General features: G+C 42.0%; 16 protein-coding genes and 1 tRNA gene. 8 read left to right on the top strand and 9 right to left on the bottom strand.

Annotated features, from left to right (window positions below; genetic code table 11):
- Positions 1-6: 6 nt before the first annotated feature.
- Together CAL7507_RS29415 and CAL7507_RS29410 are read right to left on the bottom strand one after the other, a co-directional pair.
- Positions 7-279, bottom strand: a complete 273-nt coding sequence (locus CAL7507_RS29415; protein WP_236556834.1) for a type II toxin-antitoxin system ParD family antitoxin — start codon at positions 277-279, stop codon at positions 7-9.
- Between the two features lie 56 nt (positions 280-335).
- Positions 336-935 (bottom strand): hypothetical protein, encoded by a 600-nt coding sequence (locus CAL7507_RS29410; protein WP_015132134.1) that lies wholly within the window; start codon positions 933-935, stop codon positions 336-338.
- A gap of 157 nt (positions 936-1092) precedes the next feature.
- Between CAL7507_RS29410 and CAL7507_RS29405 the strand changes: the two genes are divergently transcribed.
- The 4 genes from CAL7507_RS29405 (at position 1093) to CAL7507_RS29390 (ending at position 5702) form a co-directional block, all read left to right on the top strand.
- Positions 1093-2283: a pyridoxal phosphate-dependent aminotransferase gene (locus CAL7507_RS29405; protein ID WP_042341669.1), complete on the top strand. Its 1191-nt coding sequence runs from the start codon at positions 1093-1095 to the stop codon at positions 2281-2283.
- Positions 2284-2394: 111 nt separating this feature from the next.
- Entirely contained in the window at positions 2395-3780 is a 1386-nt protein-coding gene (locus tag CAL7507_RS29400; protein WP_015132132.1) for a cystathionine beta-synthase, read from the top strand.
- Positions 3770-4909 carry a cystathionine gamma-synthase gene (locus CAL7507_RS29395; protein WP_015132131.1) on the top strand — a complete coding sequence of 380 codons (1140 nt, stop codon included), beginning with the start codon at positions 3770-3772 and terminating at the stop codon, positions 4907-4909. The genes CAL7507_RS29400 and CAL7507_RS29395 overlap by 11 nt, the downstream gene beginning before the upstream one ends.
- Before the next feature lie 430 nt (positions 4910-5339).
- Positions 5340-5702, top strand: coding sequence for a hypothetical protein (locus CAL7507_RS29390; RefSeq protein ID WP_015132130.1), 363 nt, complete (start codon positions 5340-5342; stop codon positions 5700-5702).
- Between the two features lie 341 nt (positions 5703-6043).
- On the opposite strand, the gene CAL7507_RS33560 is transcribed toward CAL7507_RS29390, so the two are convergent.
- Entirely contained in the window at positions 6044-6169 is a 126-nt protein-coding gene (locus CAL7507_RS33560) for a hypothetical protein (RefSeq protein WP_255348328.1), read from the bottom strand.
- A 137-nt stretch (positions 6170-6306) separates the two neighbouring features.
- Between CAL7507_RS33560 and CAL7507_RS29385 the strand changes: the two genes are divergently transcribed.
- Genes CAL7507_RS29385 through CAL7507_RS33555 form a run of 3 tightly spaced genes read left to right on the top strand, consistent with a single transcriptional unit; the run spans position 6307 to position 6871 of the window.
- The gene (locus tag CAL7507_RS29385; protein WP_369750955.1) at positions 6307-6573 is read left to right on the top strand and encodes a DUF433 domain-containing protein; all 267 of its coding nucleotides are present in this window, start codon (positions 6307-6309) and stop codon (positions 6571-6573) included.
- Positions 6574-6624: 51 nt separating this feature from the next.
- Positions 6625-6756 (top strand): DUF5615 family PIN-like protein, encoded by a 132-nt coding sequence (locus CAL7507_RS33315; protein ID WP_369750954.1) that lies wholly within the window; start codon positions 6625-6627, stop codon positions 6754-6756.
- Positions 6746-6871 (top strand): hypothetical protein, encoded by a 126-nt coding sequence (locus tag CAL7507_RS33555; protein ID WP_255348327.1) that lies wholly within the window; start codon positions 6746-6748, stop codon positions 6869-6871. The genes CAL7507_RS33315 and CAL7507_RS33555 overlap by 11 nt, the downstream gene beginning before the upstream one ends.
- Before the next feature lie 333 nt (positions 6872-7204).
- Here CAL7507_RS33555 and CAL7507_RS29380 read toward each other — a convergent pair.
- The 4 genes from CAL7507_RS29380 to CAL7507_RS29365 form a co-directional block, all read right to left on the bottom strand.
- A tRNA-Phe gene (locus tag CAL7507_RS29380) sits at positions 7205-7277 on the bottom strand.
- 91 nt (positions 7278-7368) lie between these two features.
- Positions 7369-8229, bottom strand: a complete 861-nt coding sequence (locus CAL7507_RS29375; RefSeq protein WP_042342585.1) for a metal ABC transporter permease — start codon at positions 8227-8229, stop codon at positions 7369-7371.
- A 139-nt stretch (positions 8230-8368) separates the two neighbouring features.
- Positions 8369-9148 (bottom strand): metal ABC transporter ATP-binding protein, encoded by a 780-nt coding sequence (locus CAL7507_RS29370; RefSeq protein ID WP_015132128.1) that lies wholly within the window; start codon positions 9146-9148, stop codon positions 8369-8371.
- 38 nt (positions 9149-9186) lie between these two features.
- Complete coding sequence (locus CAL7507_RS29365; RefSeq protein WP_015132127.1) at positions 9187-10200, bottom strand: metal ABC transporter substrate-binding protein; 1014 nt, start codon at positions 10198-10200, stop codon at positions 9187-9189.
- A gap of 308 nt (positions 10201-10508) precedes the next feature.
- On the opposite strand from CAL7507_RS29365, the gene CAL7507_RS29360 reads away from it, so the two are divergent.
- Complete coding sequence (locus CAL7507_RS29360; RefSeq protein ID WP_015132126.1) at positions 10509-12164, top strand: iron uptake porin; 1656 nt, start codon at positions 10509-10511, stop codon at positions 12162-12164.
- Positions 12165-12717: 553 nt separating this feature from the next.
- Here the strand turns inward: CAL7507_RS29360 and CAL7507_RS29355 are convergent.
- Entirely contained in the window at positions 12718-14445 is a 1728-nt protein-coding gene (locus tag CAL7507_RS29355; RefSeq protein WP_015132124.1) for an NFACT family protein, read from the bottom strand.
- 284 nt (positions 14446-14729) lie between these two features.
- Positions 14730-15998 (bottom strand): glycosyltransferase family 1 protein, encoded by a 1269-nt coding sequence (locus CAL7507_RS29350; RefSeq protein WP_015132123.1) that lies wholly within the window; start codon positions 15996-15998, stop codon positions 14730-14732.
- Positions 15999-16597 lie beyond the last annotated feature (599 nt).

Here is a 16597-nt window from a genome sequence, read left to right as displayed (position 1 = left end):
ATCACTTTAAGATTCAACAGAATGCAAATTCTGCCAATATTCTGGTGTTACTTCCTGAGCTTCCGAGTTAATACCTTCAAGCAAAAGCATTTCTAACTTTGCTTGTGCCTTACTTTTTTTGTCTTGCTGCACCAAGTCCAGAAAGTACTCCTCGATGCTGTTGTAAGTACCTGTAATCACTTGTGCCTCAATATAAATACGTATGTCATCAGGTATCTCAATATTGATATTCATCAGCTTTGAAGCATAACTATCTGTTCCCAATATTTTAGCGTCCAAAGCCTCCGCCCCAAAAATCTGTTTAGATACGCTGGAAACTATACAATATCCCCTAATCACAACGTCGCTACGAGTTCCTTTAAGCGATCGCTTCCATCCCGAAAAACTGGCCAACCATCCCCCACTAACACCGCTTCAACTTGAGTAAATTCCGCCAGTCGCCGCACTGAAGCCACCGCTTCCTCTCGATTTACCAATTTGTCATCTGGTAACACAGTTAAACTACCTGCTTTGTGCGCCCGGATTAAATCCCCGGTAATCAAGGTTGTTTCTTCTAACAACAGCGCCAGTTCACCGGGAGTTTTTGAACCTTGGAGTTCAATTGCTTTTAATCCAGGTACTAACTCATCATTGTCAGATAACCAGCGATCGCAATGAATGGGGAAGTTTTCTTTTTCTCCTGCTGGCCCAGCTATCTTCGCATAGGTTTGATCAACAATTTCTTTCGCTGATCTCACATGATCGGAATTAGTCAGCACAATCCAAACCACACCACCGAGGGATTGCAGGTGATTCCAATCGTGATTTGATAGAGCTACTGGATCAATCAGGATGTTACCATCTGGACGAATCCAGGCAATCCCATTGAAATCAATATTTCTTGCCGGGTTGAAACTAGACCAACTATAAAGATCAGGACGATGCAGAGATTTCATGGTGTTTGTTGGTTGTTAGTGAACAGTTAACTGATGACTGTTCTCCATTCCCCATTATAAAAGTTGAGTATACTACGGTAAATCCACAGATATTATGGATTTTATCAGGAATGAAAAATTCCCACACAACAGAAATATACAGCAGGGAAGAAGACAGGTGACAAACACTCAGCGCCAAAAAATCTCAGCAAAAGCACAGCAATTCACAGAGTCCGTGATTCGAGAAATGACGCGGGTAGCACTGCAACATGGTGCAGTGAATTTAGCCCAAGGCTTTCCCGACTTTCCCTGTCCGCCGGAATTAAAACAGGCAGCCTATGAAGCGATTGAGACAGATGTTAACCAGTATGCCATTACCTGGGGCGATCGCCCATTTCGAGAAGCGATCGCCAAAAAAGTCCATTGGTATTTAGGCTTAGACATTAACCCAGAAACCCAAATCACCGTCACCTGCGGTTCCACAGAAGCAATGGCTGCCGTCATGCTAGCAACAGTCAATCCAGGTGACGAAGTAATCATCTTTGAACCATATTATGAAAACTATGGCCCCGATGCCATCTTAGCCAGCGCCACCCCCAGATACGTCACCCTACATCCCCCCGATTGGACATTTGACGAAACCGAATTGCGTCAAGCCTTCAGCGCCAACACCAAAGCCATCATCATCAACACTCCCCACAACCCCACAGGCAAAGTCTTCACCCGTGAAGAACTCACCCTCATTGCCGAACTTTGCCAAAAATGGGACGTACTAGCCTTCACAGACGAAATTTACGAACACATACTTTATGACAGAAGTCAACATATAGCCCTAGCAAACCTTCCTGGAATGGCAGAACGCACCATCACCATCAACGGACTGTCCAAAACATATAGCGTTACCGGCTGGCGAGTTGGTTACATCCTCGCCAACCCCGAACTAACCAACGCCATCCGCAAAGTCCACGACTTTCTCACCGTCGGCGCACCCGCACCATTACAACGAGCCGGAGTAGCCGCCATGCAACTACCACCATCTTATTACCAAGAACTCGCCCAACTCTATCACGAAAAGCGCGATCGCATCTTACACATCCTAGACCAAGTACAAATACCCTACTTCCTCCCCAAAGGAGCCTACTACGTATTTGCAGACATCTCCAAATTTGGCTACAAAACAGACATCGAATTCACCAACCACCTAATCAAAAACATAGGCGTAGCCGTAGTTCCCGGTTCCAGCTTCTTCAGCCAACCAGAAAAAGGCAACACCTTCATCCGCTTCTGCTTCAGCAAAAGACCAGAAACCCTACAAACAGCAGCCGACAGACTCCTCAAACTCCAGCCAAACCTCCAACCCACATCCTAATCTCAACTTCTCTTCTCTGCGTGAAACTCTTTCATCTTTCCATTTTGCAACGCCAAAAACCAATACACCCAAAATGCCACACCCGTTCCCCACCACCAACAAAAACCCATCATGGCAACTCACAACAACATCTTACAAACAATCGGCAAAACCCCATTAGTCAAATTAAACACAATTACCGCCAACATCCCATCACCCATTTACGCCAAAGTTGAATATCTCAATCCCGGCGGAAGTACCAAAGACAGAATAGCCCTCACCATGATTGAATCTGCCGAAAAAGCAGGTTTATTACAACCCGGTGGCACCATCATCGAAGCTACAGCAGGAAACACTGGCGTAGGCATAGCACTAATCGCCGCCGTTAAAAAATATCGGTGTATATTCGTCATGCCCGATAAGATGAGCCAGGATAAAATTAACCTCCTCAAAGCTTATGGTGCAGAAGTAGTTGTTACACCAACATCCGTACCGCCCGACTCACCAGAAAGTTATAATGGCGTCGCCGAAAGACTAGCCAAAGAAATCCCAGGTGCTTACAGACCAAATCAATTTGAAAACCCCAACAATCCTTTAGCACATTACTTAAGCACAGGCCCAGAAATCTGGTCAGATAGCGGAGGCAAAGTAGAAGTTTTCGTCGCTGCGATGGGTACTGGTGGCACAATTTCTGGAGTTGCTAAATATCTCAAAGAGCAAAACCCAAATATTATTATTGTTGGTGCAGATCCAGAAGGTTCTATCCTTTCTGGAGATAGTCCCAAACCTTACAAAGTCGAAGGAATTGGTGAAGACTTTATTCCCAAAACATTTAATCGGCAATTAGTCGATGAAATGATTCGGGTTAGCGATAAAGAATCATTTAATTTAGCTCGTCGTCTTGCACGGGAAGAAGGATTATTAGTCGGAGGTTCATGTGGTACAGCAGTAGCCGCAGCCCTCAAATATGCATCTCGATTATCACAACCTAAATATATTGTTGTACTGTTACCAGATACAGGCAGAAACTACATCAATAAAATATATTCAGATATCTGGATGCAAGAAAATGGTTTTTGGGAAGGTAAAATAACCAAATCTATTAAAATTGGTGAGATTCTCTCACAAAAAGTAGATTTCCCCTCCCTAGTTGCTGTGAGTCCCCGCGATACTTTAAGTCAAGCGACAATTCTCCTACAACAACTAAATATATCTCAGCTACCTGTGATTGATAATAACCAGGTGGTAGGTAGTCTGAATGAAGCTTCGTTAATGAAATTTCTCCATGATGGCATCAATTTTTCTAACCAAAATGTATTAGCAGTTATGGGTAAGCCGCTGCCAATTCTTGATGAAGAAGTTGATATCTCTGAAGCTTATCGAGTGCTATTATCAGGAACAACGGGAATTATTATTAAGCGGGATGATGTACCCATTGGATTAATTACTAGAGCCGATTTAATTAGATATTGGATTAGTCAAACTCAGGAAGAACTCAGAGGAAACAATGGAATTTGAAACCAGAGCAATTCATGAAGGTCAAGCACCAGACCCCCAAACAGGTGCTGTAATTGTGCCAATTTATTTAACTTCTACTTATGAGCAATCAGCCATAGGTCAACACAAAGGTTATGAATACTCACGCACAGGAAACCCTACTAGAACAGCTTTAGAGGAGGCTTTAGCTGCAATTGAAAATGGGAAATTCGGTTTAGCCTTTGCGTCTGGATTAGCTGCGACTACTACAGTATTAAGCCTGCTGAAAACTGGTGATCATATCATTGCAGGTGATGATTTGTATGGTGGGACTTATCGGTTATTAGAAAAGGTGGTGAAAAATTGGGGTGTAACAACTAGCTATGTAGATATTGATCACATTGGAGACTTTGAAACTGCAATTCAACCCAATACTAAGTTGATTTGGATTGAAACCCCTACCAACCCCTTGTTAAAAATTATTGATATTGCAGCCCTAGCAAAAATCGCCCGTAAAAACAACATTATTTTGGTAGTTGATAATACATTTGCTAGTCCTTATTTCCAAAGACCATTAGAGTTAGGTGCTGATATTGTTGTTCACAGCACCACGAAGTATTTAGGAGGACATAGCGATATTATTGGTGGCGCGGTTGTTACATCTAATGAAGAACTCAACTCTCAACTGAAATTTTATCAGAATGCGATCGGGGCTATTCCTAGTCCCTTTGATAGCTGGTTAGTGCTGCGCGGGATTAAAACCCTCGCTGTAAGAATGCGCGAACATGAAAAAAATGCTTCATTGTTAGCTGAGTTTTTAGCCCAGCATCCCAAAGTCGATCGCATTTATTATCCAGGTTTATCTAGTAACGAGCAATATCAACTTGCCAAAGAGCAAATGTCTGGCTTTGGAGGGATGATTAGTTTGGAATTAAAGGGTGGTTTTGTTGAGGTGGAAAGATTCATTTCTCGACTCAAGTTGTTTTTGTTAGCTGAGAGTTTGGGAGGTGTTGAGTCACTGCTTTGTTATCCAGCGAAGATGACTCATGGTTCTCTCCCAGAGAAGGAACGATTAAAACGAGGAATTAAGGATAATTTAATCAGACTTTCGGTAGGTATTGAGCATTCCCTGGATTTACAAGCTGATTTAGAAAATGCGCTGTCTAAATAGAGATTAGGGGCTAGAAGCTAGGGAAGATATACTTTATATTTGACATGATGAACAAAAGTTTATAAATGCCTAGCTTCTATTTAATAGAACTTCATAAATGCCTAATATAACCATATCTTGTCAAAAAAAATTGACATTAATATTTTTTTATAATTAAGTCAAAATCTTGATATAAACTGGAAAAGCTTAGAGTTTTCATAAACCCCACTTAGTTGGGGGAGTTTACAAGTCTCTGTTTATAAGAAATTTCTAAAAAAATACACTAAGTTATGTGGAATTAAAATGAATTTTCGGTAATCATATAGAGATAATTGGCTGATAAATTCCCGGAAAATACCCTATTGACTCATTAAAAGGTTGGGTCTAATGTAATAAGTAGTCCTAGCAAGGATAACCCTCCATACCATCAAAAAATCAGGAGTTATTTCCTATGATGATGATGATGACCGAATCCATGACTACCGAAATGCAAACTTCCATGAACGCTTGCATGGAATGCCACAAAATGTGCATGGAAACCATGACTTACTGCATGAGCAAAGGTGGTAAGTATATGGACATGAGCATGATGAGCATGATGCGCGACTGCTCGGAAATGTGCATGATGTGTATGAACATGATGATGGGCGGTTCTGAGTTCATGGGACGCACTTGTATGCTTTGTGCAGAAATGTGCGATCGCTGTGCAATGGCTTGTGAAATGATGCGCGATGATGCGAAAATGATGGCATGTGCTGCAGCGTGCCGTAAGTGTGCAGAGTCTTGCAGATCCATGCAAATGATGCCCGCTTAATTTCGATAACTAGCAGAATTGACTCTGCAACCTATGATTCAAGCGCTCAGACTTCATCAGTCTGGGCGTTTGAAGTGTTTGGGAAATTCATAATTAGAGAACGTTCAACTTAGTCAACTGAGTACCAAAACATAAATCAAAACTACAAAACCGCTGTCGTGATGATTAATAGATTTAACAAGTTTGATCAGCCAACTGGGTTCACTGCTATAGATGAGGATATCTAGAGAGGAATAAGCATCAAAAATTAACTCTAATAGTTGGAAAGCAGATTTAGCTGACTGAGAGCCAGAGGGTGTAACAAATTGTAAATCGAGGACAATTAAATTTGGTGTCTCTATTTATAGATGTTGTAGTGCTTCTTGGGGAGTGTTGGCGATCGCACAAATAGCAGAGGGGTCGAATTTTCTCAAGAAATCACAGTTGTTTTGGGCTACCTCCGGGTGATCTTCTACAACAAGAAACATCTGTGGCTTGGCTTCCCTATTTTTAGCGATTTAAACGAAAATCCATATATTGAAAAGTGCCTAGTTTACCCCCATAGGTATCACATTCCCTATATCCCGGAGAACTTTTACGAAGTTGGAGATATAAACTAGACTATATAAATGTATGCTCTATAAAAAACAATCAAGATGAGCAGCAACCTTTTACAACGCTTACCTATAATCCTGACATTTGCCACGGCAAGCCTTGTATTAGGGGACTTCGTTATCCTGTTGAATTGATACTCGAATTACTTAGCTCTGGCATGACAATTGATGAAATTTTAGCAGATTATGACGATTTAGAACGGGAAGATATTCTCGCATCTCTCCAATTTGCCGTTCGCTTGAGCCAAGTTAAAAGTATATATAAAATTGCTTCATGAAATTTCTTGTCGATGCTCAATTGCCTGTTAGACTGGCTCGATTCTTAGAATCTGCGGGTATACGATACAATCCATACAAAAGATTTACTTAAGAAAAATGCTACATCAGATACAGAAATAAATGCTGTTTCAATACGGGATAATCGTATAGTAATTACCCAAGATTCTAATTTTGACAATTAAAGAGCCTTACAAGTTATTACTTGTCACCGCAGGTAATATTAATAACTTAGACTTAGAAGCATTATTCACAGCTAACTTGCAATCCTTGGTGGAATTATTTAATAGTCATTCTTAAGTAACTCGGCGTCAAGAATTGTCGCTGGGATAAGGCAATAGGCAATAGTTAGAAGGGTTTGAGCCTTATTTACTTTTCTTCACGCAGTTTGCTTTTATTGCACCGACTTACTTGTATTGAAATGACTCGTGATTTACTTATTGCTCACTTGTGAATAAAATAGAGCGATCGCCTAAAATCATCGTGTCATCTGGGAGACTAGATCCCCGACTTCTTCAAGAAGTCGGGGATCTGAGGAGTGCGAGTCACACTGAGTTGGCGTTTACCCTAAACCTTGCCTAAACAAAATTTATGAGTTTTAGTCAAGACCCCTTGATATTGTGCTGTAAACTATGCCAGGAACCGGACTTGAACCGGTGACACGAGGATTTTCAGTCCTCTGCTCTACCAACTGAGCTATCCCGGCGGGGATATTTGCTTGCGTTTTTGCCTGCAGGCCACGATTAATAAACATAGCAAACAAACAAAGATTTTGCAAGTGCTTGAAGCAAAAAAGTTTATGCTACCTTGGCTGTCAACTTGACTCCGATCAAAACAACTACGAATACCAAAAATTGGACTAGAACGATACTAGGGCCAGAAGCTAGGTTGAAGATACCCGAAACCATCATCCCTACAACGCTGCTGATAGAACCGATGATCACTGACATGACTAAAAAGCGGGTAAAGTTTTGACTCATAAGTTTGGCAGTGGAGGCGGGAATTACCAAAAAGGCATTTACTAGCAAAACGCCTACAGCTTTAATTGCCACGGCAACGGCTAGAGACAGCAACACTACAAATCCATAGCGATACAATTGGACGGGAATACCTTGAACCTGTGCCACATCCACATTTAAAGTCAACAAAATTTGTTGTCGCAGGGATGATAACAAGAATATACTGCCTCCCATTAGCACAAGCAGCGTCAACATCAAATCTGTGGCATCAATTGCGAGAATATCCCCGAAAAGCACTCCCATCAAGTTACCGCGATATCCTTGAATGAGGCTAGTAAGAATTATACCGATCGCTAATGCGCCTGAGAGGACTATACTGAGGACGCTATCACTAGCTAAATCGGTTTTATCGATAAAGTAGAGAACAATCACGCCAAAAATTAAGGTAAATGGCAACAGCATCCAAGTCGGATTTATCTGTAGCAGTACGCCTAACGCCACGCCGACTAAGGCTGCATGACCAACCGCATGGCTGAAAAAAGATAGCTGACGCAAGGTGACAAAACTCCCTAACATGCCACCAAGGATTCCCATCAACACAGCACCTGCGATCGCCCGCTGCATAAAAGGAAATTGTAGTAAGCTGATCAAATCACTACTATTAGTGACCGCTAGCCAATTTATTAAGCAATTATACATAGCGGACTGGGGACTGGGGACTGGGGACTGGGGACTGGGGACTGGGGACTGGGGACTGGGGACTAGGAACTGGGGACTGGGGACTGGGGACTGGGGAAGTGGGGGAATAACTCTTGACTCTTGACTCTTGACAAATTCTTCAGTGTTGATGTTGATATCGACTGAAGCTTGGGCCATAGGTTGCTAATAGGTTTTGTGGTGAAAGGGCAATTTCTGGCTTACCAGTACAGACGACCGTTTGGTTGAGACAAAGGACGCGATCGCAATGGCGGCTGACCATATCAATATCATGAGAGACTTGTAATATTGTCCAACCTTCCTGCTGCTTTAATTCATTTAGCAAAGCATAAAAATCTGCTGTACCTTGTACATCCACCCCAGCAAAAGCTTCATCTAGTATCAAAAGTTTCCGAGGCATTACCAAACAGTAAGCCAATAATACCCGCTTAAGTTGACCACCACTGAGAGTACCAATAGTTTGATGACGTAGATGATAAGCATCGGTTCGCCTTAAAGACTCTACTATTGCTACTGATTTCTGCTTGTCTGGTCGCCACAGTTTTTTCAAGAACAAACTTTTTTGTTGAGATTTCTGGGGAGTCTTTACCCATCCTAATCCCACTAATTCACTGACAGAAATAGGAAAGCTGCGGTCAAAAATAAAATGTTGCGGCATGTAAGCCAATAACTGGTGTAAATGCCCCAATCGCGTCATTGGCCGACCGAATATTTCAATAGTGCCTGTACTTCGCGGAATTAAATCTAAAATTGCTTTTACCAAAGTACTCTTGCCAGCACCATTTGGTCCAACTATGGCGGTATCTGTCCCTGGTAATAATTCAAAAGAAACATCCCGAAGGGCTAGATAATTACCTTGGTATACAGTTAATTTGTCTACTTTTAGAATTGGTGATGTCATTAGTCATTGGTCATTTGCTAACCGTCAACCGTGAACAATTATTTACACGCTGTTTCCAGAGTTTGTAAATTGGCTTTCATTGCGTGGAAATAATGCTGTGGATCTGTCTTGCCTGTTTCCAAAGAATCTAGAGTATTTAAACTTAAATTTAAATCTTTAGAGAGACTTTTCAGCAATTTATTATCTACTCCTGGTTCGCTAAATAGAGCTTTAACTTTATATTTTTTCACTGCATTGACTGCATTTTGCACATCCGTAGGAGAAAGTTGATCTTCGGGAATTTCTACTACAGCAACTTGCTTGAGATTATAGCGTTTAGCTATGTAAGGAAATGCATCATGGAAAGTGACAAAGGTGCAGTTAGGAGTTTTCTGTAAAGTCTGCTGAAATTCGTTGTTTAAATTTTCTAATTCCTGAATATAAGCCGCTGCATTTTTCTCATAAGTAACTTTGTTCTGAGGATCAGCCGTAATTAATCCATCCCGAATGTTTGTTACCTGTTGTTTTGCTAAAACTGGATCTAGCCAAACATGAGGATTAGCAGCTTCATGATTGTGATCTTTTTCTGCTTTTGCTGTTTTCACAACGGGTGAAATTGCTTCTAAGGCTTTAATCCCTTTACTAGCGTCAATTTCAGTTAATTTCGGATTTTGGGCATTTTTGACAGTTGCTTCGAGAAATTCCTCTAAACCCAAACCATTTTTTACTAACACATTTGCAGTAGCGATCGCTTTCACATTTTCTGGTTTAGCCTGATACTCATGTACCTCTGTACCCGGAGGCACTAAAATTTCTACATTGGCTGCATCTCCAGCCACTGCTTTTGTAAACCAATAGATTGGTAAAAATGTCGTCACTATCTTGGTTTTTGGCAATTGTTGTGACGCTGTGGATGCGGCCTCTTGTATTTGTGGTGAAGGTGCAGCAGTCTTTCCCTGATTCGTATTTGATTCGCTACAACCAGTAGTAATTGACAATGTGAATAGAGCAATTAGGGTCAGGATACAGCTACTTGGTCTACCTATTTTAAGTTCTATACAAGTCCGAATCACAGTATGTGTTCCTCCGAAAAGATTTTTGCTCTACCTTGGTCAAAATTTTTATTGATAATGACGCTGATGTTAACTTTAATATTATAATAATTCTCATTCTCACGCAATGTGTAGGCAATTACAACCATGTTTCTCAGAGAATAGTCACATTTGTGTTTCAGTCTGACCCGCTAGAGGACGATTTTTTAGCTCTTGTTGTGAAAACAAAATGCTGAATCCTGATAATATATTGAGAATACTTTTTAATAAAATCGGCTGTAACTTCAGCGCGGTGTGGGTACTTACTGTCTGTTAGTGTGAGGAAAAAAATGCAAAACTTATGGACATCTCTGTTGCTTAGTCCAGCACTTTGTGGTGTCATGATATATTTCGCTGGTACTGCAGTTGCAGGAGAAACACCAACATCTTTGGAAATAAGTGAACCACTAACTGTAACTAGCCCAGCAAAAAAAGTTGATAATTTTACTCAAGAGAGGGTAATGGCTCAAGTTACCTCAGTATCTCAACTTTCAGATGTGCAAACCACAGATTGGGCATTCCAAGCTTTACAGTCGCTGGTTGAGCGATATGGGTGTATTGCAGGCTACCCAAACAGCACTTATCGTGGGAATCGCGCACTTACACGCTATGAGTTTGCGGCTGGTTTGAATGCTTGTCTAGATCGTGTCAACGAACTAATTGCTACCGCCACAGATGATTTAGTAACAAAAGAAGATTTAGCCACACTGCAAAGGCTGCAAGAAAATTTTGCAGCAGAACTGGCGACATTACGGGGACGTGTAGATGCGCTAGAAGCTAAAACTGCTGAGTTAGAAGCAAATCAATTTTCCACCACAACCAAATTGCAAGGGGAAGTTGTTGCAGTAGTCAGTGATGTTTTGTCGGGTGACAGAGTCAACGACGCAGAAATTACAGATAAGAATACAACTCTTGGGGCAAGGGCACGGATTGAATTTGTAACCAGCTTCACCGGAAAAGATACACTCTTTACCAGAATCCAGACTAATAATATTCTTGGCCCCAACATTGGCACACCGGAAGGTAGTTTGTCCTTTGCAGGTGAAGATGGTACTACTAATGCCACGATTGATGCATTATATTACCAATTTCCGCTGGGTGAAAAAACACAGGTAATTGCGATCGCTAATGCAGGTGCAGCAGACGATATTACTGATACAGTCAATATTTTTGATGGTGACGGTAGTTCTGGTGCTTTGTCCACTTTTGGCACCCGCAACCCAATTTATTATCAGATGGATGGCGCGGGGTTGGGAATCACCCACGAGTTTGGTGATAAATTCGCACTCAGTTTAGGTTATTTGGCCAATTCAGCTAACGATCCGTCGGCTAATAACGGTTTGTTCAATGGTGGATATGGTGCGCTAGCGCAACTAACTATTAAACCAAGCGATCGCTTCACCGTTGGCTTGACCTACATTAATGCTTATAATCAAGAACTCGGTACAGGTAGCAACGCCGCTAACCCCCGCACATTTCTTGGTGGAGTCGTGCAAAATTTAACAGGTAGTGAAGAACCTGCATCCGTACCTTTTTCCAGTAATTCCTACGGTTTACAAGCATCCTTCGCCCTCAGTAGTAAATTTGTCTTAGGTGGTTGGGTTGGCTACACCAATGCTACTAACTTATCCACAGCCGAAGGGCTGATTAGCCGTGGAGATGTTGATATCTGGAACTATGCCATTACGTTGGGATTTCCTGACCTTGGTAAAAAAGGTAACTTGGCTGGCATTATTGTAGGGATGGAACCTAAAGTTACAAGTTCCAGTATCAGTGAAATCTCCAAAGATAAAGATACTTCCTATCACGTGGAAGCGTTTTATCAGTATAAGGTGAGTGATAACATCACCATTACCCCAGGAATTATCTGGTTGACAGCACCAGACCATAATAGTAGCAACGATTCTGTTGTCATTGGTGCCCTGAGAACAACATTTAGTTTCTAATTTTTTATATTTCCAGAAAAGAAGACTCAAATACACTTTGCGTCTTTTTTTCTTGACATGATCCTAAAATTTAGTCATAATTATGTGGAAAATACTGAAGTAGAACAACTAAATTTAGTGTTTTTTATCAGTGTTATCACTCTTAGTAATACCCTGACTAAGTATTAGCCATAGAAAGGGTTTTAAAAGAGGAAGTATCAGTAAAGCCCGTATCAAGTCAGTTAAGAAAAACTTCTTCAACTCTAAAACTAAAAAAAAACCAGCTTCCCACAGCTGGTATCAAAATATTTTTCGCGTTGTCTTCTCAATTAGAGTTAAAGCCAAATTGCTCGTTCCCAAAATGTGGCGGGCAATTTTTCTTAACAATATTGTAACAGCCAACACAGTTTTTTTGTAAAGATTTACCAAAAAAAGATCCTGCCAAAGTTAATTAGCCTCTATCTTTCAGAAGAATTCCAAATATCGCAGGGAAGAGAAGTTAGGGGACTGGGGACTGGGGACTGGGAACTGGGGACTGGGGGGATGAGGGAGAATGACGGTTGCCTGTTGACTGTTACCTATTGCCTATTGCCTGTGGTTGTCCCCAAATGATGCGCTCTTGCTTGTAAATGGCAATTCCTGGTTTGGCTCCTCTGGGTTTGTAGACGTGCTTTGGCTGAGTATAAACGACTGGTACTTGGTCGCTCTGACGAGCGCGACTGTAGTAGGTAGCAAGATTAGCAGTAAATTGCAAATCAGCCTCTTCTGGAACAGCACCTGGTTCTAAACGCAGTAATACATGGCTCCCGGGAATTTCTTGAGCATGGAACCACAGGTCATAATCTCCGGCGACGCGGAAAGTAAGTTGGTCGTTCTGGCGATTGTTGCGACCGATTAATACTTCAAAGCCGCTGGGGGTGCGGTAACGGTAAAAGTTGGTGTTGGCGTTTTCATTTAAACTACGGTTGCGGTATTCTGGATCTTCTAGATATTTTTGCCCAATTAGTTCTTCGCGAATTTCTTCTAGGGCTTGTAAATCTTCTGCTGTTTGATATTTGTCTATCTGAGATATCGCTAATTCTACTTGCTCTAAATAATCAATTTCGGCATTCACATCAAATAGTAGCGGTTCTACAGCGGCACGAGCGCGTTTCAGTTTTCGGTGTTGTTTATAAAGACCTTGAGCGTTTTGCACAGCATTTTTATCGGGCTGGAGGGCGATCGCTGTTGGCTTGCCATCATCAAAGTCAGGGAGGATAATTTCTTTCATCCCTGGTTGCCAGTTGTGCAGGTTAGCCATCAATAAATCTGCTGTTTGCCGATAATCATCAGCTCGATCTGATTGCTGTAAGCGTTCCTCAAAGGTTTTACCCTTGTTCCGCAACTTAACGAGAATATTATTGAGCTTCTGGCTTAACTGATGTCGCAGTTGGGAAAATAACTGTGCATTGATTTGGTCGGTATAATAGCGGTTGATTAATTCTTGGATGTCTGCTGCGCTTGTTGTTGCACCCCAACCCATGACAGTATAACCAGACTCAGTCCAACCAGGATGAAACTTTTTCAACTCCAAAGCTTCTAGCCATTCTCGCCACCTCTCAAATAGCCGTTTCCAATCCTGGTGAGTGAGGTTATCGGTGGTAGTTTCTGGTGGTAAATTGGCTGCATACACCATTGAATCTACCAATGCGGCACTCAAGCCGCTGTAATTTTTGAGTAACTGACGCTTGATGACTCCGGGTACTAAACTAACTCGTTCTTGCCAACGTTCTAGGGATTCGCTCAAACTAGGAACAGGGCCAGTCAGCTTGGGTGGTGTTTCATAAGGTTGTCCGGTTTGGATGGGACGGACGCTGGATTGTTGCTGACTGACTTGATGGGCAGCGGTGATAATTATATTGTTGGCATCGGTGAGGATAACGTTGCTGTATTTGCCCATGATTTCCGCGTAAACGTGATATAGGGGACTTTCGCCGGGACGACGGGCAAATTGTAAATCAATAACACGTTCCCAAGGGGCGATCGCGGCAATTTCCACCAGTGCCAAACCACCCAATTGGTGTATTAGTTGTTGGCTAAAGGTGAAGGTATCTGGCGATCGCGGTGGCGGATCACCGATGCAAATATGTGCGGCTTGGGGATGCCAAGAAATCTGTAGCCAATCCCGCTTTTTTAGGGTGCGTAATGCTATGGCAATGGTGTAGCGATCGCGCTGATAAACCTGTTCTGTCCGCGAGGGCAGCCAGTTAGCACGTAATTCGCTACAAGTAGCTGTAAGGGTGGTGAAGTCAACTGGTTGCATGGAAACTCGCGTTCGTTCAAAGGTCGATGCTCAGTATATGCTATCGTGTCTGATTGAGACTGATATGACATGAAAACTCCACCCACCCAACGACCGCTCCCTTCGACAAGCTCAGGGCATCGCAGGGCAGACGCTCGTGCCTCTCTACAAGACGCTGCGCTATCACAAGGGAATGGGGCAGGGGGAATGAGGAATAGGGAATAAGTATTTCTCCCTCATCTTCCCCTGCTCCCTGCCCCCTGCCCCTTTGCAGTCTTAATGATAAGCCTGCACCAAACACGATATTATTTGGCGAGCAACGCTGGTTGTTTAGCTGCTTGTTGCAAAATCTGGGTGTAAAGTCCATCAAGTTGATGAGCTACACCATCCCAACTAAACTTTTCAATGACCCGTTTTCTGCCTGCTTGACCCAATTGGTCGCGCCATTCTGGATTTAACAAAATTCGGTCGATAGCTTCTGCAAAGGCTGTTGCATCTTGCGGTGGTGCTAACAAACCAGTTTCTTCGGAAACTACAGTAAACTGAAGTCCGCCGACATCACTAGCAACAACTGGTGTGCCGCTGGCCATAGCTTCAATGGCCACGAGTCCAAAGGGTTCGTAGTGGCTGGGAACGACGCAAACATCAGCCGCAGCGTAATATGTTGGCAGAATTTCTTGACTCAGACGACCGGGTAAGGTGGTAAAGTCGCTCAAACCCAATTCGTTGATAATGCCCTCAATGCGATCGCGTTCATCACCATCGCTATTTCCGGGAGTACTACCACCACCAATAATCAGCTTGAGATTTTTCGACCCATACAACTTAGACTGTCGCAAGGCGCGGACAATGGTTTCTATACCTTTGCGCGGGTCGAAACGTCCCACATACAAGACAACTTTGTCTTCTGGATTAATTCCTAACTCGGTTCTGGCGGCTGCTCTCTCAACTGAACCAAACCGCTGAATATCTGTACCACAGGGAATGATGTCAATATTGCCTTTAGTGGAAACGAGCGATCGCATATGTTGCTGCTCCTGCGGACTCGTGGCGACGATTCTTTCTGCTGTTTCCAACACTTCTTTTTCTACGGCTAATCGCTGACTGGCAATTAGGGGAATATTCTCTATCGTGTTGTACTTGACCGCACCTAAAGAGTGATAAGTATGGACTTGTTTGCTCCTTTGAATGGTCTTCAACTGCATCCCTACCCAGCTGGAGAGCCAATAATTAGTATGCACTAATGGATATCGAGTGCCGGTTTCTTTTTGGAATTTGAGCAGATTCTCCACAAATTCTGGCAGATAGCTAAAAAGACTGTCTCGCGGCACAAACTCAAGAGGACCAGCTTTGAAACGAATGGTTCGACAATTTTGGCTATGCTGAACAATCGTGTCTTGCTCTGCACTTACTTGACGGGTAAACATATCAACTTGCCATCCTAGCTGCGCTAGTGCTTCACCCACTTGACGGACATAAACATTTTGCCCTCCAGCTTCTTCCTTCCCAATTTCAATCGCCGGGTCTCCGTGAACTGAAATTAAAGCGATGCGTTTTTCAGTGGTAGCGTTCATAGTTTGTTTGTTGCTGATTGTAAAAACGTCTCAAGCGGTTCTTAGTTTGCGCCTAGCACTTTTACCGGAAAGATTTAGGAACCTTGATTAATCTTCATTTTAATTTAATATGACAAATATTTTTTATCTATCTACTACAAGGAATACATCTTTTGATTCCGTAATTATATTTAAATTCTTTATACATAGATGTCTATTATTGATATCTCATACTTTGCATAAGACTACTTCTATTGAACAATATTTTTGATGCAGGTACAATCTGAAGAGTACATAAAGCCATGAGTTACTGACTGTAATTATGGTAAAAATTCAGTGGTGTGTTATTAATTTTGATTTTTTACAAGTCGGATGTTTATTTAGTTTATTTGCTGATAAAGCCTTATCCCATATAAGGTTTAACCGTGTAGAGCTAAGTTAAAAACTTAACTTTACAAACACACTATTTCTTCACAATTAAAGATGTGACTTTGACTTAATGTAACTAAGTATACTAAGTTTCAACTAAATAAATTTTTGTTACATATGCTACTAAATTTACATAAAGTTGCAGTTTGCTACTAAAAGTAAAAGTTCACATTGCTAAATATGAAGATAGA

The sequence above is a fragment of the Calothrix sp. PCC 7507 genome (genome assembly GCF_000316575.1).
GTDB lineage: Bacteria > Cyanobacteriota > Cyanobacteriia > Cyanobacteriales > Nostocaceae > Fortiea.
The sequence above is the reverse complement of the archived record's forward strand: the minus strand, read 5'-3'. Positions and strand labels throughout refer to the sequence as shown.

What these genes read in the sequence shown, in the direction of transcription:
- CAL7507_RS29410 (WP_015132134.1), bottom strand. Translation starts at nt 935, where the DNA reads ATGAAATCTCTGCATCGTCCTGATCTTTATAGTTGGTCTAGTTTCAAC.
- CAL7507_RS29400 (WP_015132132.1), top strand. Translation starts at nt 2,395, where the DNA reads ATGGCAACTCACAACAACATCTTACAAACAATCGGCAAAACCCCATTA.
- CAL7507_RS29395 (WP_015132131.1), top strand. Translation starts at nt 3,770, where the DNA reads ATGGAATTTGAAACCAGAGCAATTCATGAAGGTCAAGCACCAGACCCC.
- CAL7507_RS29390 (WP_015132130.1), top strand. Translation starts at nt 5,340, where the DNA reads ATGATGATGATGATGACCGAATCCATGACTACCGAAATGCAAACTTCC.
- CAL7507_RS33560 (WP_255348328.1), bottom strand. Translation starts at nt 6,169, where the DNA reads ATGTTTCTTGTTGTAGAAGATCACCCGGAGGTAGCCCAAAACAACTGT.
- CAL7507_RS29375 (WP_042342585.1), bottom strand. Translation starts at nt 8,229, where the DNA reads ATGTATAATTGCTTAATAAATTGGCTAGCGGTCACTAATAGTAGTGAT.
- CAL7507_RS29370 (WP_015132128.1), bottom strand. Translation starts at nt 9,148, where the DNA reads ATGACATCACCAATTCTAAAAGTAGACAAATTAACTGTATACCAAGGT.
- CAL7507_RS29360 (WP_015132126.1), top strand. Translation starts at nt 10,509, where the DNA reads ATGCAAAACTTATGGACATCTCTGTTGCTTAGTCCAGCACTTTGTGGT.
- CAL7507_RS29355 (WP_015132124.1), bottom strand. Translation starts at nt 14,445, where the DNA reads ATGCAACCAGTTGACTTCACCACCCTTACAGCTACTTGTAGCGAATTA.
- CAL7507_RS29350 (WP_015132123.1), bottom strand. Translation starts at nt 15,998, where the DNA reads ATGAACGCTACCACTGAAAAACGCATCGCTTTAATTTCAGTTCACGGA.